The sequence below is a fragment of the Streptomyces sp. NPDC049813 genome, assembly GCF_044465085.1.
Taxonomy (GTDB): domain Bacteria; phylum Actinomycetota; class Actinomycetes; order Streptomycetales; family Streptomycetaceae; genus Streptomyces.
In genome coordinates this window covers 1-16,280 of record NZ_JBITLI010000022.1, presented here as the reverse complement: position 1 = coordinate 16,280, position 16,280 = coordinate 1, and the positions used below count along the sequence as shown (strand labels likewise).

At 69.5% G+C, this 16,280-nt stretch carries 19 protein-coding genes; 7 read left to right on the top strand and 12 right to left on the bottom strand.

Going from position 1 to position 16,280, the window contains the following annotated elements; translation table 11 throughout:
* The first annotated feature begins 310 nt into the window (after positions 1-310).
* Together ACIBW6_RS32445 and ACIBW6_RS32440 are read left to right on the top strand one after the other, a co-directional pair.
* Positions 311-724 (top strand): hypothetical protein, encoded by a 414-nt coding sequence (locus ACIBW6_RS32445; protein WP_399066029.1) that lies wholly within the window; start codon positions 311-313, stop codon positions 722-724.
* 596 nt (positions 725-1,320) lie between these two features.
* Positions 1,321-1,701: a hypothetical protein gene (locus ACIBW6_RS32440; protein WP_399066027.1), complete on the top strand. Its 381-nt coding sequence runs from the start codon at positions 1,321-1,323 to the stop codon at positions 1,699-1,701.
* A gap of 211 nt (positions 1,702-1,912) precedes the next feature.
* On the opposite strand, the gene ACIBW6_RS32435 is transcribed toward ACIBW6_RS32440, so the two are convergent.
* Both ACIBW6_RS32435 and ACIBW6_RS32430 read right to left on the bottom strand, forming a co-directional pair.
* A complete protein-coding gene (locus ACIBW6_RS32435) occupies positions 1,913-2,296 on the bottom strand; it encodes a VOC family protein (RefSeq protein WP_399066025.1) in 384 nt (127 codons plus the stop codon).
* 233 nt (positions 2,297-2,529) lie between these two features.
* Positions 2,530-3,279: an SDR family NAD(P)-dependent oxidoreductase gene (locus tag ACIBW6_RS32430; RefSeq protein WP_399066023.1), complete on the bottom strand. Its 750-nt coding sequence runs from the start codon at positions 3,277-3,279 to the stop codon at positions 2,530-2,532.
* A gap of 129 nt (positions 3,280-3,408) precedes the next feature.
* On the opposite strand from ACIBW6_RS32430, the gene ACIBW6_RS32425 reads away from it, so the two are divergent.
* Complete coding sequence (locus ACIBW6_RS32425; RefSeq protein ID WP_399066021.1) at positions 3,409-3,843, top strand: Rrf2 family transcriptional regulator; 435 nt, start codon at positions 3,409-3,411, stop codon at positions 3,841-3,843.
* 257 nt (positions 3,844-4,100) lie between these two features.
* Here ACIBW6_RS32425 and ACIBW6_RS32420 read toward each other — a convergent pair whose 3' ends face one another.
* The 6 genes from ACIBW6_RS32420 to trxA form a co-directional block, all read right to left on the bottom strand.
* Positions 4,101-4,700: a hypothetical protein gene (locus tag ACIBW6_RS32420; protein ID WP_399066019.1), complete on the bottom strand. Its 600-nt coding sequence runs from the start codon at positions 4,698-4,700 to the stop codon at positions 4,101-4,103.
* 238 nt (positions 4,701-4,938) lie between these two features.
* Positions 4,939-5,322 carry a VOC family protein gene (locus ACIBW6_RS32415; RefSeq protein ID WP_399066017.1) on the bottom strand — a complete coding sequence of 128 codons (384 nt, stop codon included), beginning with the start codon at positions 5,320-5,322 and terminating at the stop codon, positions 4,939-4,941.
* Positions 5,323-5,525: 203 nt separating this feature from the next.
* The gene (locus ACIBW6_RS32410; protein ID WP_399066015.1) at positions 5,526-6,005 is read right to left on the bottom strand and encodes a hypothetical protein; all 480 of its coding nucleotides are present in this window, start codon (positions 6,003-6,005) and stop codon (positions 5,526-5,528) included.
* A gap of 214 nt (positions 6,006-6,219) precedes the next feature.
* Positions 6,220-7,173 (bottom strand): anti-sigma factor RsbA family regulatory protein, encoded by a 954-nt coding sequence (locus tag ACIBW6_RS32405; RefSeq protein ID WP_399066012.1) that lies wholly within the window; start codon positions 7,171-7,173, stop codon positions 6,220-6,222.
* Positions 7,170-8,051 carry an MEDS domain-containing protein gene (locus ACIBW6_RS32400; RefSeq protein WP_399066010.1) on the bottom strand — a complete coding sequence of 294 codons (882 nt, stop codon included), beginning with the start codon at positions 8,049-8,051 and terminating at the stop codon, positions 7,170-7,172. Before ACIBW6_RS32400 ends, ACIBW6_RS32405 begins: the two co-directional genes overlap by 4 nt.
* Before the next feature lie 309 nt (positions 8,052-8,360).
* The gene (gene trxA, locus ACIBW6_RS32395; protein WP_399066008.1) at positions 8,361-8,681 is read right to left on the bottom strand and encodes a thioredoxin; all 321 of its coding nucleotides are present in this window, start codon (positions 8,679-8,681) and stop codon (positions 8,361-8,363) included.
* Between the two features lie 200 nt (positions 8,682-8,881).
* On the opposite strand from trxA, the gene ACIBW6_RS32390 reads away from it, so the two are divergent.
* Positions 8,882-9,481 (top strand): DUF6417 family protein, encoded by a 600-nt coding sequence (locus ACIBW6_RS32390; protein ID WP_399066006.1) that lies wholly within the window; start codon positions 8,882-8,884, stop codon positions 9,479-9,481.
* Positions 9,482-9,543: 62 nt separating this feature from the next.
* Here ACIBW6_RS32390 and ACIBW6_RS32385 read toward each other — a convergent pair whose 3' ends face one another.
* Complete coding sequence (locus tag ACIBW6_RS32385) at positions 9,544-10,629, bottom strand: MerR family transcriptional regulator (protein ID WP_399066004.1); 1,086 nt, start codon at positions 10,627-10,629, stop codon at positions 9,544-9,546.
* 785 nt (positions 10,630-11,414) lie between these two features.
* Positions 11,415-11,663 (bottom strand): hypothetical protein, encoded by a 249-nt coding sequence (locus ACIBW6_RS32380; RefSeq protein ID WP_399066002.1) that lies wholly within the window; start codon positions 11,661-11,663, stop codon positions 11,415-11,417.
* A gap of 447 nt (positions 11,664-12,110) precedes the next feature.
* Between ACIBW6_RS32380 and ACIBW6_RS32375 the strand changes: the two genes are divergently transcribed.
* Both ACIBW6_RS32375 and ACIBW6_RS32370 read left to right on the top strand, forming a co-directional pair.
* Positions 12,111-13,280 (top strand): hypothetical protein, encoded by a 1,170-nt coding sequence (locus ACIBW6_RS32375; protein ID WP_399066000.1) that lies wholly within the window; start codon positions 12,111-12,113, stop codon positions 13,278-13,280.
* A 112-nt stretch (positions 13,281-13,392) separates the two neighbouring features.
* A complete protein-coding gene (locus ACIBW6_RS32370) occupies positions 13,393-13,872 on the top strand; it encodes a hypothetical protein (protein WP_399065999.1) in 480 nt (159 codons plus the stop codon).
* Between the two features lie 108 nt (positions 13,873-13,980).
* On the opposite strand, the gene ACIBW6_RS32365 is transcribed toward ACIBW6_RS32370, so the two are convergent.
* Positions 13,981-14,304, bottom strand: coding sequence for a hypothetical protein (locus ACIBW6_RS32365; protein WP_399065997.1), 324 nt, complete (start codon positions 14,302-14,304; stop codon positions 13,981-13,983).
* A gap of 98 nt (positions 14,305-14,402) precedes the next feature.
* Positions 14,403-15,242 carry an SDR family NAD(P)-dependent oxidoreductase gene (locus tag ACIBW6_RS32360; protein ID WP_399065995.1) on the bottom strand — a complete coding sequence of 280 codons (840 nt, stop codon included), beginning with the start codon at positions 15,240-15,242 and terminating at the stop codon, positions 14,403-14,405.
* 111 nt (positions 15,243-15,353) lie between these two features.
* Here ACIBW6_RS32360 and ACIBW6_RS32355 point away from each other — a divergent pair, with 111 nt between their 5' ends.
* Entirely contained in the window at positions 15,354-16,190 is an 837-nt protein-coding gene (locus ACIBW6_RS32355; protein WP_399065993.1) for a helix-turn-helix domain-containing protein, read from the top strand.
* Positions 16,191-16,280 lie beyond the last annotated feature (90 nt).

The following is a 16,280-nucleotide window of genomic DNA, read 5'->3' as shown; positions in this document are numbered from 1 at the left end:
GCTGGTGCTGGCCGTGCGTCGCCGTCACGGGTCCGGGCATGACGCTCATGGCCCGCGGCGGCCGCACACCGGCGTCGGGGGTGCCGGTGATCGGCCACGGGCTGGACGGACTGGCCGACCGGCCGGCCCTGGAAACGTGCAGGTCAACCTGCACCCACCGCAACCGCAGGGCCGTTCGATCCCCGAGCCGCTTCCTGCATCCGTCCGAACACGCGAATCGACGGCACACCGTGGACGCGTCGACACATCTGGGCACACCTCTTGTCATACAGTGCGCCTGTTTCAGTGTTTTCGTCACGGAAGGCTCCTCATGCATCCTGTCTGCATCCGCATCGCCTCGGTAGGCGCCGGTCTGCTGCTGTCCGCCGCTCCCCTGGCCGCGGCCCCCGCCGTCGCCAGCCCCTCCGCCGCCCCAACGGCTGCCGCTGCCGCCGTAGAGCAGTCGGCGCCGCGGCCCACCCTGTCGGCCAAGGCCACCGTGAAGTCCATCGGGGCCTGGCAGCAGTTCCGCGTCTACGGCTCCTCCACCCGTCTTCCGGCGGGGACCCGCGTCACCCTGCAGCAGATGCAGAAGAAGAAGTGGGTGAGCCTGCCCATCCACATGAACACCACCCGCAGCCACACCTACAACCTGCGTGTGAAGCTCGGCCTGAAGGGCCTCAACAAGATCCGCATCGTCGGCGGCGGCGCCGTCTCCAACACCGTCCAGGTCACCATCCGCTAGACCCACCGCCGGTCCGCACCAGCCCTGCGCCGCGTCTTCGACCACGTCCTCAAGGGTGAGAAAAGTGGCGGGTCGGATGAGACGCCGACTGAATGCCGCGGCTGGGATCGTCTCGTGCTGTGCGCGGGGCGTGCTTGCGGGGTCGGCGGAGCGGGTCGGCGGAACGCGGTGCCCAACCGCCGTCCTCGGCCGAGGGCTGCGATGCCGGGTCCTGGAAGCCGTCCGCAACGGGCAGCGAGCAGCCGCGGACGCCGGGCGCTCCCCCAGCCGGGGAAGCGCCTGGCGCAAGGGCTCATCCCTGGCCGCCGGGGGCCGGAGAGGAGCCCGGGGAGACGTATCCGCCCCCTACTCGCCCGGCCTTGTCGGTGCCGGGCTCGACGGTGCCCGTTCCGCCTCCCGTCTCCCCGGTCCGCATCCCCGTCCCTGTCTCCCGCTCAGTCACACCCGAGGTCCGGCCACCCCCGCGGTGCCCCTCTCGCCACGGACGCGTCCGCTTTCGTCTCATGGCCGGCCCCGAGCCTTCCGGGGCCCTGCCGGCGTGGTCGGCGGCGCACAGCGACTCTCCAGTTTTCGCAGAGAAAGGAACGCTGCCGCCCGTGTCGCTGTGGTGGGTCAGCGGCCTGGACTGCCACCTGATCCTGGACGGTCACGCGCGGCTCGCGGCGGCGGTCGCCGAGTCCGTCGAGCCTCCGCTGCTGCAGTTGCACCGCACGGTGCCGGGCGACGACCTGGCCACGCGCATCAGTGAGGCCGCGGGGTCTTACGACCACGAATTGGCGCGATTCGCCGGCCTCGGCGCCGTCCACGGCCCCGCGGTCCCGGACGGCGCCGCCACGGCCGGCCCACAGCTCGTCCGTCGCCTTCACGACCTGCACACCGCGGAACAGCTGACCTGGGCCTGGCCTCTCCCCGGCGGAGCGGCACGGTGGCACCGCATCGCCAGCGAGGTGACTTCCCGTCAGGACTGGCCACACTAGGCCTTCTTAGCCAGCGGCGGCGATCGGCCGGAGCGGCGGTGCCACCAGGCGACGCGCAGCGGGCCCGCGGTGCACGCTTGGAGTCTGGATGTCTGGAGCGGCGTAACTGCACAACAGAAGCCAACGCTTGTGTGAACTCGGGCAGCGACGTGGGGGGGGTCCTGCCCGTAGATCCCCAGCCACGGTGGAACCCCATCCGCCCCGCCTGCCCTCAAGACGACAGTCCGGTGTTCGTGCTGTTCGGTGGAGTGAATACACAGAACTCATTGCCCTCGGGGTCCGCGACCACGATCCAGCGGAAACCGTGCTCGGTGCGAGCTTCGGAGAGCCGCGTAGCGCCGAGCCGTTCGAGGCGAGAGACCTCAGACGCCAGATCCGCGGTGCCGAAGTCGAGATCGAGATGCATGCGGTTCTTGCCCTGTTTCGGTTCCGGAACGTGCTGCAGGAGAAGGGTCGGTGCGGGAGCAGGCCCCACCAGGCTCACGTACGGAGGTCCGTCGAAGCCGCGCCGGTAGTTCAGCGGGGCAAGGGCGGCGAGCCAGAAGGCGGCTTGCGCTTCGGTGTCACCACAGTCCAGTGTCACGACGATCTGCATGGTCGAACGGTAGGCGGCACAACCCACCTCGACGATCCATTTTCCCGGCCTCCCCGAGCGGCGCTTCTACCCGTGTCGGCCGGAGGTCGCCTACGCGCGACGGCGCGTCGCCGGGGTTCCTGGTGCGGAACGACGCACGACAGATCGGCCCGCGGCGGAGTTACGGCGAGACGGTCGCCGGTGCGCGCGCCCCGAACGCACGAGGTCCTCCGGGGCGCGCGGCTCGGGCCGGGTCAGGCGTTGTAGCCGCCGTGAGCGTCCAGCACCGCGCCCGTCACGTACGACGCGGCGGGGCTCGCCAGAAAGGCGATCGCCGCGGCGATCTCGTCGGGGTGCCCCATGCGCTGCAGGGACAGCGAGCTGACCAGGGCCTTGAGGGTCTCCTGGTCCGGCGGTTGCATGCCGCCCTCCATCAGTCCGGCCTCCACGACGTTGGCCGTGATGTTCCGCGGTCCGAGGTCGCGTGCGACGCCCAGGGTGTATCGCTCGATCCCGGATTTGGTGGCCGCGTAATCGGCTAGGCCCGGGGCACCGACCCGGGAGCCCAGTCCGGAGCTCACCGTGATGATGCGGCCGCCCGTGCGCAGCACGCGGGAGGCGGCCCGGATGACGGCGATCACGCCGAGGTAGTTCGTGGCGTGCATCCGGTCCAGTGCGGCGATGTCGGCGTCCGGATCGTCCACCGTGCCTGCCACGGAGATCGCTGCGTTGTTGACGAGGATGTCCAGGGCGCCGAAGCGCGCGACGACGTCGTCGATCAGCGGTGATGCCTGATTGGTGTCCGCCTGATCGGACCGGAAGGGGACGGCCTCGGCTCCCTTGCGGTGCACCTCGTCGACGACGGCCTGCGCCTGCTCCTCGGAACTGACATAGGTGAACGCGACGTCGGCGCCCTGCTCGGCCAGCAGTCGCACGGTCGCGGCTCCCAGTCCGCGCGACCCCCCGGTGACCAGGGCCACCTTGCCCACGAGTGGCTTGCTCATTCTTCCCACCTCGTTGCTCGATCTCTTCCAGCTGTCGAAACATTAATTGTTACGACAGCCGGTTGCAACCTTTCTTGTTACGACAGTGCCGTCGTAACATGAGGTGTTGCGGCCGAGAGGAGCATGTTCATGAGCGCCAACAGCAGGCTGACCATCGCCGCCCACGCGCTGGCATGGATCGGCCTCTACCAGCGCCAAGGTCATGAGGTCGCCACCTCCGAGCAGATCGCGAGCAGCGCGAACACCAACCCTGTGGTGATCAGGCGGTTGCTGGGCGATCTGCGCAGGGCCGGGCTCGTGGAGTCCCGGAGGGGCGTGGGCGCGGGCTGGTCACTCGCACGCGACCTGGAGTCGATGACCTTGCTCGACGTGTACGACGCGGTGGAACCCGGCCCTCTGTTCGCCATGCACCGCACCACGCCTGACCAGGGATGCGTGGTGGGTCACGGCATTCAGCCGGCGATGCAGTGCATTTACGAGGGTGTCGAGAAGACCCTGAGAGACGAGCTGGGTCGCGTCACGCTCGAGAACGTGCTGCGGGACGTTCTCGCGGCACCTCGCTGATCTCCTTGTCGCCTGCCGGCCGGACGGCTCGGGGGCCGACCGGGGCGTAGGCGCGGGTGCCGTCGGTGGCGGTGTGGGCGTCGGCGGTGCGTGTGCGGGAGCCGGCGTGGTCGCGGTGGCCGCTGCGGCCGGCGTGTTCGTCGCGGTGGCTCCGGCTCGCGCGGTGCTGCTCGGGAACTGGCGGCAGGGGCGGCGCCCCGCGCTGTCCGAGGTCGTACGGACCTGGGCGCACCGCCAGTCCGAATCGTTCCGACGGATCAGTTGCTGACCGTCAGGCTCGTGAAGTGGATCGTGACGCTCTCCGCGGCGCCGGTCTCGACCTTGACCACCCTGGGCTCTTGCAGGGTGAACTGTTTCGTCGTGTTGCCCGCATAGTCCAACTGGTCGAGGGACGCCGTCGCGGGCTGGGTATTGCCGTCGATCAGGTCGGTGAACTGCTGGGACTGCTCGGAGCCACGGATCACGATCACCGTGCCCGACTGCGGTTGCTCTCCGGGGACGAGTCGGTGGCCGTCGGAAGGCGACTGCTGGGTCGGTTGGTCCATCGTCAGTCCGGACACCTCGGTGAGGGACTCCGTCCCGCCGTCGACGCTCAACCGGAACTGTGTCGATGCCAGCGAATCCCCCTCCTGGAGCTTCAGCACGCCGCCTTCGGCCTGCGACGGCTTCGAGGAGCCCTTCGCGCCGGCATCGGGCGAGCCGGCAGGCGCCGTCTTGGCCCTCCCGGTCGAACTGGGACTCGGTGCGGCGGTGTCCGACCCCTCGGAGCCGCACGCAGTCAGAAGTCCCAGGGACAGTAAGGCGGCGACGGCCACGCCTGCTGTGCGACGGCGCGTGTCGGTGATGGTTCGAGACATGAAGAGGCTCCCTGAGATGCCGATGCTGGGGTGAGTTGACGCCCTCGACACATGTCGTGTGTAGGGACGACCCGAGCATGCCGGGCACCTCGCCGGCGCAGCGACCAATCCGAGGCAACTTGGGACACTGGAACGCCGAAAGCCCCTCTGAGCTGGGCAGATACGAACAACATGGAATGCGGACCTGGGATGCCTCTCCGCCCCTGGAACGGACTCATGAGCATGGCCCTCGTCCGGCTCAGCCGGATGCCAGCTCTCGGTCGGAGGCGCTGCGCAGGACACAGAACTCGTTGCCTTCGGGGTCGCCCAGGACGGCCCAGCCCGTGCCGTCGGCGTTTCGGTGATCCGCGACCAGGACAGCGCCAAGACCCAGCAACCGCTGGACCTCCTCCTCGCGCGAGGTCTCCGGACGCAGGCACAGGTGGATCCGGTTCTTGGCCGTCTTCGGTTCCGGTACCTGATTGAAGTGCAGCAGCGGCCCGAGCGGCAGCATCACGTCGATCTCGGGATCGCCCGCCCTGTCGTCCGGATGCAGTGGGCAGCCCGTCACCGCGCTCCAGAACCGCGCCAGTTCATAGGCATCCGCACAATCGATCGCCACGTTCTGCACCACCGAGACCATGAGAGTGAGGCTGCCTCAGCACGCATCCGTCGTGCAAGCGTCGGCGCGCCTCGGAGTCAGCGAGCGCCCCCTTCGCAAGATCGGAAGCCGAACGGCTCGTGCAGCGACTCCCCACCTGAGTCGTGCGTCGTATGGGTATGCCCTGCCCCCGGGAGGTGTGCCCTGCCCCCCAACATGTGCGGGACACACCCACACACCCAGCGTCAGAGGATGTGGTGGACAGTGACAGTGACGTCGCCGTGGGGGCCCGGAATCGTATAGGCATCGGGGCCGTGGAAGGGCACGCAGCCGTCGGCGAGGACGTCGTCGACGTTGTAACCGGTGTCGTCCTCCCCTACGTAGGCGCACACCTCGTCGAGAGGGTGTCCGACGTACCGCAGGGCAGCCCCGACCCACGGGTAGCGCGGCAGGGTGGGGGTTTGCAGGCCGCGGTCCGGGCGTTCCCACAAGGTCGTGTGGTGAGAGTCGTCCTGGACCAGGATGCGCCCGTAGGGTTCGGGGAGCTTGTTGTCGTCGTTCTCCTGCGGATTGGAGAACTCGACCGAGTAGGTGATCAGCCCTCCGAGATGCAGGACGTCGGCGGCGGACCGTGGGTGTGCCTGTGCCGATCCCGCGGCCGATCCCGCGCTCAGCACGCCGGCCAGCACGACGGCCGTCGACGCGACAGCCGCTGATCGAGCCATGAACGATGGACGCATCCTCGTCTTCCTCTCGCTCGGGTGCGGTCGACCGACCGCAGGCGTGAGGCTATGGCCCGGGCCCGGGCAGACGGGTGAGAGTTCCGGGCAAACCACCCGGGCGTATGGTGCTGATGCACTTCGCCTGACGAGCGTGCGCGGGTGGTACGCCTCCGGACCAGGATGCGCCAGGGACGACCGGTCCGTCGTGGCGCACCGCTCAGTCCAGAGCCAGGTGCATCCGTACGATCAGGCCCGACGGCGGGGTGCGCATCTCGACGAGGTCGCACAGCTGGTGCATCATCCATACGCCACGGCCACCGGACGCGGAGAGCGGATCGGGACGGCGCCGGCCGACAAGCGCGTCCGTGAGCCTTCCGCGGTCCTTCACCTCGGCGATCAGCGTGTCCGCCGTGCGCCACAGCCGCAGAACGCCCTGTCCTCCGCCGTGTCGCACCGAGTTGCCGGTCGCTTCGTTGACGGCCAGCAGCCAGTCGGTACGGCGACGCGGGGACAGGCCGGCCGTCTGTGCCCAGTGCCCCGCGGCGTCGCGGACAGCGGCGAGATCCTGTTCCGTGAAGGGCAGGACGAGCGGATCAGACGGCTCCTCCAGGGGCTGGTCGCAGTCGCCGCACACCGTTTGCGGATCCTCGTAGCGAGAGCTGGGCCGGTAGCCGTCCGAGCCTGCGAGGACCGGGTGCGTGCGGTAGGCCTCCGCCAGCACCCGCTCGGGCAGCGCCGTGTCGTAGAGGCACAGGATCGAGACAGGGCGGCCGTCGAACGCCAGGTTCATCAGCGCCTCGTGGCGGGTCGCTTCCCGTGCTTCCGCCGCGGTACGCCCGACCCAGATCGGCTCGCCCACGATGGACGGCCGATCTTGGGGGTGCCGGTCGGCGAAGTCCTGGAGCAGCGACAGGATGCGCCCGGGGTTGCGTCCGGCCTGCCGCATGTCGATGAAGGTGACGTTCTCGCTCTCGGCACCGACGGCTTCCTGGAGCAGCTGCAGTCGTGGACCGGGAACAGCGACCAGGACAGGGCGTCCGCCCGTCGCCTCGACCCGTATGAACTCGCCTGCGCCTTGCAGGTAGTCCTGCTCCGCTGTGTAGAAAAGGGCGGGGTGGTGGAAGGGCGAATCGATCTCGCCCGCCGTCGATGTCGGTGTGTAGGTCGTCACTGGCGGCCGACCTTCTGCAGGTCGGTCCCCAGCTCGGGGAAGAGGTCCAGCATGCGGTGGAGCGCGGGCGGCGCGCCGACGACGCGCAGCGGTGTCCCGAAGGGGCGCCGCCGTGCGGCGTGGGCGATGTCGGTCAGTGCGGCGACGTCGAGGTGGTCGAGGGAGGAAAGGTCCAGCGTCAGGTCCTGCGCCGGCGAGGCCGCGAGAGCCGCTGACGCCGCGGCGGTCACCCGGCGACTCTCGTAACCTGCCGATCCGGACAGCCGGAAGCCGGGGCGGCCGGCGAGCGGCGTGACCGCGAGTTCGGGGCGGGCGTGGGGGCGGGGTGCGGCGCCCGCGCGCGTCAGGTGGGCGTCCGTCAGCACGTCGAGGGCTTCGGGTGCCAGCAGGCGGCGGTCGTAGAAGCACCAGGCCGTCAGGGGCAACGGCTCGAAGACCTCGTGGTGGATCCGCAGCTCGTACTCCAGCAGGCGCTCCGCGCCGGTTATCTGCCGGGTGCCCCAGGACATCTCGCCGATCACGCGGAGGTTGCCGTACCCCTGAGCATGGGCGTCCTCGACCGCCCGGCCCCACAGGCCGATCATGGCGTCCGGGTCGAAGCGGCTCCCGCTCAGGTAGGTCTCGTCCGCGGTCGTCACCACGAGCTGTCCGCGGCGGACCGCGGAGTCGACGTCCAGGCCCGCGTCGGCGAGCGTACGCACCACGCGACCGGGTTCGGTGGCGTCCGCGAAGTACTGGACCTGCTCGCCCCGGTCGAAACCCGCGCGGACGAAGGGCACGAGGTGAGCGGCCCACTCGGCGTCGGTGGAGTACTCCACCGCCACATGACGGTCTTCCGCGGCTCCGCCGCCGTACGTCCGGCATACGTCGTCGTGCACCGGCCTGCCCCCCCCTCCCGCCTGATCGTGTGGCCAACCTGGGCGCTCATCACCTTAACGCAGGTGCCGGAAGGCCTGGAGAGCCCTCAGTCCTCCTGATGCAGATTCCTTGAGCGTCGTTGTTGAGCGCGTGGGCCGCGGCCTGCTCTTGCGGGTGCGTGGGCGGCGGCCTGCTCTTGCGGGCGCCTGAGCCGCGACGGCACCTGCCAGAACGGTCGGGCCTCCGGCAGGGGCTCCCGGAGGGATACGACAAGCTTGGTGGGCGCTACGCCACCGTCTTCTGTCTCCTCTACGCCGCCCGGAGGGGCCTCACGCCAGGTACTCAGCGAGCTCCCTTTCGAGGGCGGCCTTCGGCCTGGCGCCGGTGATGGACTTGACCATCTCGCCGCCCTTGTAGACGTTCACGGTCGGGATCGAGACGACGTTGTACGCGGCGGCGGTCTCCTGGTTCGCGTCGACGTCCAGCTTCACCACCGCGATCTCGCTGTGTTCAGCGGCGATCTGCTCCAAGACCGGCTTGAGCTGCCGGCACGGGCCGCACCAGGTGGCCCAGAAGTCGACGACGACAGGCTTGTCGCTCTTAAGGACGACCTCATCGAAGTCGGCGTCGGTCACCTGCGTCAGTTCCATGGGCGGGCCCTCCTCAGCGTGGGCGACAGATGTTTCGCTATGCCCACATATGCCAGGTATTGCACTGTTACGCACATCATGCCCTGTACACCCGGCACCTCGTTCGGGCCACGCTGGACGGAATCCTGCCCGCGCGGCCTGGCGGCGCGTTAGCGTCAGGCCCAGGCGCGAGGGGGAGGTCCGGGGTGGGTTATCCGAGCGTGAACATACCGCTGCTCCAGCGGGTCGAGGATTCCCAGGGCGGCCAGGGCGGCTGGGTCACGGTGGCGGTGGGCCTGGACGCACGTTCCGCGGGCCCGCTGGTCAAGCACGGGCTGCTGCGCGAGGCCTCCACCGAGGACCGCGCGGAACTCTCCGCGCGGGCCGGCCGGCCCGTGCGCTGGGCGGTGCAGGTGACCGCCGACGGCAGGGACGTGCTGGCGTACGCGCGGCAGTGCGCTGTCGTACCGGTTCATGAACCGCCCGAGCCCGGGCTGCAGAAGGTCGCCCTGCGCCGCGGTGACCTGGACATCCTGAAGCGGTTCGTGGCCTTGGGCGGACAACTGACGGAAGAGCCTTCTCTTGGTCTGGCCTCAGCGGTCGAGACGGCACGCTTTGACGCCGCCTCGAACCGGTGGATTGTGTATGTGGACGGCGGCCAGATGAAGTCCATGGCCCGCGCCTTCTTCCTGGAGCGCCATGGCGGGGCCTCCGGCAGCGGTCCCGCGAACCGGTTCGCCCGCGTGTATGGGGTCATCTACCCGCCGCAAGGGATGGAGTTCACGGCGCAGGCGCAGTACAGAAGGGCGCCTTGGCTGTAGGGAGCCGCATGGATCGATCTCGTTCGCGTCCAGGGGCTTGTGTTCGACTAGGTCACATGCCTTCACGGCTCCTGCCGAGGTTCTGTGACGTCGGCAATCACGCAGCTGACGTTGTCGGGGCCGCCGGCGCCGTTGGCGAGAGCGATGAGTTCGCGGACGGCCTGCTCAGGCTCGCCGATCTCCGCGAGCACGCGGCGGATGTTCTGGGCCGGCACGACGCTCGACAGGCCGTCGGAGCAGAGCAGGTATCGGTCGTCCCGCTGGGCGTCGTGAAGGCGCATGTCGTGTGTCGTGTCGGCCCCGCTACCCAGAGCGCGTACCAGCAAGGACCGCTGGGGGTGGGAGGCGGCTTCTTCTGGGCTGAGGCGCCCTTCGTCGACCATCGACTGGACCATGGTGTGGTCCTGGGTGATTTGGAACAGTTGTCCGGCGCGCAGGAGGTAGACACGAGAATCGCCGACATGGACAAGGGCGAGCTGTGATCCGGTCCAGAACATCGCGGTGAGTGTAGTGCCGACTTCCTCGGACGAAGGGCCGGTTCCGGCGAGCCCGTGGACGGCCTGCTCGGCCTGTTCTATCGCCTCTGCGAGGACGTCGAGGAGGCCACCCGCCGGTACGTGGTCGGTTTCGAGTCGCTTGAGCGCATTGACAGCGGCCGCGCTGGCAGGGGCTCCTTGCGGGCCGAAGCCGTCGGCCACGGCAAGCAGGCGGGCGCCGGCGTGGACGGTGTCCTGATTGTTCTCGCGCACGAGGCCCGTGTCGGACAGAGCGGCGTAACGGATTTCCAGAGGTATGGCGGTCGGAGACATCGCGGAGTCCTTCCAGGACAGGTGGTCGATGAGGAAGGTGGCCAGGTCCCGCCGCGCAGCGGTGTCGGCCTCGACCTGGGCCCAGTACACGCGGACCTCACGGGCTGCCGCGACCGTACTCAGCGTGAGGATGTGCTCGATACGGGCCAGTGGCATCCCCAGCCTGCGGAGCCAGGCGACCAGTCTGGCCTGGTCCAGTTGCTCCGGTGCGTAGAGGCGGTAACTGGAGACCGGGTCGACGCGGGCGGGGGACAGCAGGCCGAGCTCGTCGTACAGACGCAGTGCCTTCGGCGACAGCCGGGACGCCTTCGCGAACGCCCCGATGGTCAGCAACCCCATGCTCTCGTTCCTCCTCATGCCGGGCCCGTTGCCCGGCCCCACTGATGCTGGGGGCTCCCCCGAGGTCAAAGTCAAGGTCGGGAGCAACTCGGGTTCGCGGTCGGCTGCGTCCGGTGGTCGCCTGCCTCCGAGAACCCAACTGGCCGACGTCCGTCATGGTCTGGCGAGCGGCCTGCTGCGACGGCGCTGCGTCCGGCCTCCGCCAGCGCGGCGAAAGCCTGAGCGGCGAGTGCAGCATCGAGGCCGGGCGAGTCCCGAGGGCACCCGGGCGCTAATGCGGTTGGCAGCATCGATACATAGATGAGTCGACTGTCCGGGCTTTCGCTTCGCGGCACCGGCTGGACGACTGGTTACTCGCGGGGCTTACGTCGGGTCCGCTGTGTCCGATTGGAGATCAGAACGCATGCGAACACGAAGGGGGTGCAACCGGAGAGGAGGACTGCGCCTGCCCCGTCACCATGGTGAATCCTCATGATCAGGAAGCCGAGGCTCAGGAGGAACAGCGGGCCGCACACCCAAGGCACCCAGGGGGCTCCCGGCCTGCTCCATGCGGGTGCCTCATGATCTGGTAGCTGCGGCATACGCGCCTCCCTCATCCTCTCCTCGCGTGCCCGCTTCCCCTTCACACACGCCCCGGTCAGGGGCTGAAGGCTTTTGGGGGCCGCTTGGGCCAGTTGTGCCCCCGGAGGCATCAGACTCTGGACTCCGGGGGCACAGCAGCCGTCGGTGACCGGTCAGGCGGCAGGGAACAACTGCGGGACGGCCAGGGACGAGTCAGGGAGCGGTCAGGAGTGCGACCCGGTGGCGTTGCCGGTCGCGCCGGTGGCGGTGGCCGTCTTCGACGCCTTCACGAAGTAGGCCTTGCCGTCCTTGAAACCGCTGAGCGTCTTCGACGTCGAACCGCCGTAGACGGTCGCCGAGTTGTCGGACTTGCCGTAGCCGGGGCCCGGTTCGGCCGCGGCGAGACCGGCGCCGGCCATGACCATCGGAGTGACGAGGGCGCCGACGACGGCGTACTTGGCGATGCTGCGCATGAGATGCGGTCCTTTCAGATGCACTGGCCCGGATCGGAACCCGGCGAAGACCCACCGCGTTCCGGTGGAGACGGCCACCGCTCCACACGCCACGAGCCTGCCCCGACACCGCGCCCACCGCATGCCCAGCACGATGAAGGGGTGAACTGCCTCCTCCGCGGACCGTCAGCGCGACGACATCGAGAACATCGACGGGTGCGCCGGATGCACCGGAAGGATCGACATCCACCTGCGGCCGCGACGGCTTCAGGTCTCCGGCGGCGGGTGATGGTGCCTGCCATCAACCGTCGGCGCTAACGAGGCCCCTCCTCTAGTCTTCTGCGGTAACTGCAGCTGGAGTTGGGGGCTCGCATGTACTCTGCCGAGGTCGACAGGTCCGTCGGGAGTTTTCTCTGCCTGCCGTTCAGGACCTTGAGCGGGGGTGGTTTCGCCGGGCTGGTCTTTCTGTTGAGCCGTTCCGCCGATGCCCCGAATCTGCAACGCGGGTTCTTCGAGCACTGGAGCGACATCGATGACCTGACCGGCCGCTACGTGGCGGTCTTCTCTCCCTCGCCCGAAAAACTGACGGTCTCGGTCGAGCACCCCCACTCCTTCTACGGTCCCGAGACCATCTGGGTACGCGGTCTGGAGGAGGCCGGGGGTGCAAGCAGCCGGCTGTATCTGTCGACCCGCGCCTCGGCCGGTGCGGTGCGCATGGGCCAGGAGCTGCCGTTCGGATCAGTGCCGCAGGGAGTACAGGAACCTCCGGCGGCGGCGGAGCGGGCCCGGTTGGTGGCTCAGGCCTCGGACCACCGGCCGCACGGTCTGGAGCAGCACCAGCGAGCGCTCACCCGCACCGTCTCCGACATGCAGCGGTTCTTCGGCGTCCCGAGTTCCCTCGTGCCGTGCGCTGTCATCGTCGATCTGGAGCAGCGGCGCACGTTCGTCGTCGCCCTGCACGACGGTCTGAGCGTGTATGACCTGTTGAAGCGGGTCATGGGGCGGATCGAGCGGGCCGTTCCCCGGATCGACGAGGCGGAGGCGGCGCGGGTGGCCGCGCTCGATGACCGCTGCCGGGCCCGCAACCGGCTGGGACAGCTGCGCGTGTCCGCCGATCACGCGCGGCAGGACTGGGACGCACACAAGCGGCGCCTCATCGACGATCTCCACGACCTCTCCGGGCGTGTGGGGTCCGAAGCGGCCGGCCTGTGCTGCTGGATGGCTGAGCGGCTGCACCGCGACGAACCCCTCACGGACGACGAGTGGGCGTCGGCGCGTGCGCTCCTGCGCGCCCTGCACGCGGCACGGCTGCCGGGCAGATTGCCGCGACGGCTGCGCCGGACGCTGGCGGGGCTGAACAGCGGCCGGCCGGAGAGCGACGCGGCACCGCGGCGACTGGCGCAGGCCCTGGCCGACGCAGAGGACACTGAACTGCGGATCGGCCGGGCCAAGGCCCGACTCGACGCACTCGGCCCGGAGTTGAGGCTCGGCCAGGCGGTCGTCGACGCCGCCGGCGAACTCGGTCTGACTCCCCTGCCGCAGCCCGACCTGCTCACCCCGCGGGGCCTGCTCTGGACACCGACGGTGCTGGCCCGCCAGGCACCCGGGAGCGTAGGCCGGCTAGAAGGGTGGAGCTGAAAGCCACCACCGCCATCAACACCCCGCTTGCGCGGCACGGCGCTCAGTGGTTCCGGAGAGGCCACTGCCGCGACACGAACTCGCTGCCCCGAGGATTGGCGGAAGCCACGTCATGAACGACGACGCGCACCGTGCGCCTCTCGCCACCTTCATCGCCGGTCAACTGGCCGAGGAGCGGGCCAAGAAGGCTTCCTTCGAGACTCGGGGCATGGCCGTCATCTCCGCCGCGGGCACGCTCATCAGTATCGCCACCGGCTTTCTCGCACTGGCCGCGAGCAGTGACTCCCTCACGCTCCCCCACAGTGCCCAGGCGGCGCTCCTCACGTCCCTAGCCTTGCTGGTACTCGCCGCTGTCCTGGGAGTACTCGTCAATCTTCCGGTGCGACTGCCGCACGCCGACGCCGACGGTCTCCTGCGGCTCCTGGCACCCGCGGCCCGCTTCGACCCGGCCGAGGCAGACCTGACGCACATCGAGACGATCAAGGCCTTGCGGCGGGTCAACCGTCAGCGTGGCCGCCTCCTCGCCGTCGCCCTTCTGCTCGTCGTCCTCGCCCTGGCCCTGATGATGGCCGGTGCCGCGTTCACTCTGTGACCTGGCGTCCCCGGGCTCGGCTGCGCAGCGCGGAGACCCAGGTCCGTCCCACGGCCGGGGCTGCCGTACTGGTGCGGTGGCATCCGCCGCGGCGGGCGATACGACGGTTCAGCCGGGTGACGGTCCGGTGATACGGAAGGTGCTCCCGTTCGTCGGTCCGAGTCGTGCGGCCATGTCGATCCTCTGGTCGGTGGGGGCGACGGTGAACTCGACACCGGCCTCACCGAACCGAGCGGAACGCTGACCTCGGTAGCGGAAGTACACCCGCAGCCGATGCCGCCCTTGGGCGACCCACACCTCCCTGGTGCCCCAGCCGCCCTCATACTCCTTGCCGTCGACCTCCACGGTCGGTCGGGTGAGGAGGCTGTGGAAGGGCGCGGCAAAGGCCGCCGGCCTGAGACTGATGACGACAACTGCCCCGCGCGCAATCATGAGTTGCCCCCTTCCCGGTATGCGCCACCATGTTTCCTGTTTGCGCCATCGTGCCGTTCGGTGCGGCTGGCGAGGCACTGCGGGCAGGTGGTGACCGGTCACTTGCGCACCGGGTTGCCCTGAGCGAGGCGAGAGATGTGGTCCCACTCCTCAAGGCCTGCGAGCCGGCCGGCGTACTCCGTGCGGAGCGCGTCGAGGCCGCCTGTGCCGAACAGCACCCGCGGGGGTGGGTTCGGGGCGTCGGCCACGGCCAGCAGGGCTGCCGAGGTCGCGGCTGGATCGCCCGGGACGAACCCGCTCTCGCTGGCCCCCGTGTACAGGGCCTGCCGGGCGTGGTCGTAGGCCGGGTCCGGCTGAGACCGCGGGGAGCCTTCGGCCAGGCCGGTGGGGAACATGATGGGCTCGATCAACGTGACGTGGATGCCGTAGGCCCCGACCTCTGCGGCCAGGGACTGGCTCATCGCTTCCAGTGCCCACTTCGAGGCCTGGTAGATGCCCAGCGCCGGGTAGGCGACCAGCCCGCCGAACGAGGAGACCTGCAGGATCCGCCCGGAGCGGCGCTCGCGCATCCCCGGCAGCACGGCGCGGGTGGTCCACAGGGAACCGAAGTAGTTGACGTCCATCTGCGCCCGGGCCTGTTCGGCGCTGACCTCTTCGACCGCCCCGACGAGCATGTGCCCGGCGTTGTTGACCAGGACGTCGATGCCGCCGAGCTGCTGCTCGGCGGAGTGGACCGCGGTGTCGACGGCGGTCCGGTCGGTGACGTCGAGCGCCAGCGGCAGCAGCCGACTGCCGAAGCGGTCGGCGAGCGGCTTGAGTACCGCCGCGTCGCGGGCGGTGGCCGCGACCTGGTCGCCGCGCTCGAGCACCGCCTCGGTCCAGAGCGCGCCGAACCCTCGGGAGGCGCCGGTGATGAACCAGGTGCGGGTGGCAGACATGTGGGTTCTCCGTACGTGAGTAGGTATGACCCAGCGTCGGTGTTCGGGCAGCCGGTAGGCAGAGTAAGTCTCGCTCTGCCTACCGCGCCGCTGGGCGTGCAGACTTTCGTCGTGGACACTCAGCAGATCGCCCAGTTCCTTCGCGTCCGGCGCGAGGCGCTCAGCCCCGCCGACGTCGGCCTGGCCGCGGGCGGGCGGCGGCGCACTCCGGGGCTGCGCCGGGAGGAGGTGGCCGCTCTGGCCGGCATCTCCACGGACTACTACAGCCGCCTCGAACAGCAGCGGGCGACGGCGACCCCATCGGAGTCGGTGCTGCGTGCGCTGACCCGTGCGCTGCGGCTGAGCCTGGACGAACGTGATCACCTCTACCGGCTGACCGGGCTGACGGCCCCCGACCGCCGCCGCGGCGACCGGCACGTCGCCCCCACCCTCCTGACCGTCCTCGACCGGCTCCACGACGTGCCCGCCCAGGTGATGACCGATCTGGGCGACACGCTGGCCCAGAACCATCTCGCCCGTGCCGTCTTCGGTGACCTCACCGGCCGCAGTGGTCCCGAGGCGAGTGTCATCTACCGCTGGTTCACCGACCCAGAGGCTCGCCGCGGGACCCCGGCCGAGGACCGCGCCGGTGAGTCCCGGGCACTCGTCGCCGACCTGCGGGCCGCCATGGTCCGCCGCGCCGACGAGGCCGCCCGTGTCCTGGTCGAGCAATTGCACCTCGCGAGCACCGAGTTCTCCGCGCTGTGGGAGCTGCATGACGTCGCTGTGATGCGGTACCGCCGCAAACGAATCCTGCACCCGGAAGTCGGCCTGCTGGAGCTGGACTGCCAGTCCATGATCGACGAGGACCGCACCCAGATCCTCGCCCTGTTCTCCCCCGTCGTCGGCACCCCGGCCGCGGAGCGTCTCACGCTGCTCGGCCTCGCCAACAGGTCCCACCATCCCTAGGGAGTGTCTTTCCGATCATCGGATCGTTGGTCCGGTCGTGAGGGATAGGGAGATTTCTGATGCTGCCTGGGCGGTGATGGGGCCGTTGTT

Excerpts from the sequence above, each read along its gene's own strand:
- ACIBW6_RS32365 (WP_399065997.1), bottom strand. The coding sequence starts at position 14,304 with ATGATTGCGCGCGGGGCAGTTGTCGTCATCAGTCTCAGGCCGGCGGCC.
- ACIBW6_RS32380 (WP_399066002.1), bottom strand. The coding sequence starts at position 11,663 with ATGCGCAGCATCGCCAAGTACGCCGTCGTCGGCGCCCTCGTCACTCCG.
- ACIBW6_RS32445 (WP_399066029.1), top strand. The coding sequence starts at position 311 with ATGCATCCTGTCTGCATCCGCATCGCCTCGGTAGGCGCCGGTCTGCTG.
- ACIBW6_RS32385 (WP_399066004.1), bottom strand. The coding sequence starts at position 10,629 with ATGGGGTTGCTGACCATCGGGGCGTTCGCGAAGGCGTCCCGGCTGTCG.
- ACIBW6_RS32415 (WP_399066017.1), bottom strand. The coding sequence starts at position 5,322 with ATGGTCTCGGTGGTGCAGAACGTGGCGATCGATTGTGCGGATGCCTAT.
- ACIBW6_RS32435 (WP_399066025.1), bottom strand. The coding sequence starts at position 2,296 with ATGCAGATCGTCGTGACACTGGACTGTGGTGACACCGAAGCGCAAGCC.
- trxA (WP_399066008.1), bottom strand. The coding sequence starts at position 8,681 with ATGGAACTGACGCAGGTGACCGACGCCGACTTCGATGAGGTCGTCCTT.
- ACIBW6_RS32430 (WP_399066023.1), bottom strand. The coding sequence starts at position 3,279 with ATGAGCAAGCCACTCGTGGGCAAGGTGGCCCTGGTCACCGGGGGGTCG.
- ACIBW6_RS32360 (WP_399065995.1), bottom strand. The coding sequence starts at position 15,242 with ATGTCTGCCACCCGCACCTGGTTCATCACCGGCGCCTCCCGAGGGTTC.
- ACIBW6_RS32420 (WP_399066019.1), bottom strand. The coding sequence starts at position 4,700 with ATGTCTCGAACCATCACCGACACGCGCCGTCGCACAGCAGGCGTGGCC.
- ACIBW6_RS32410 (WP_399066015.1), bottom strand. The coding sequence starts at position 6,005 with ATGGCTCGATCAGCGGCTGTCGCGTCGACGGCCGTCGTGCTGGCCGGC.
- ACIBW6_RS32370 (WP_399065999.1), top strand. The coding sequence starts at position 13,393 with ATGAACGACGACGCGCACCGTGCGCCTCTCGCCACCTTCATCGCCGGT.
- ACIBW6_RS32425 (WP_399066021.1), top strand. The coding sequence starts at position 3,409 with ATGAGCGCCAACAGCAGGCTGACCATCGCCGCCCACGCGCTGGCATGG.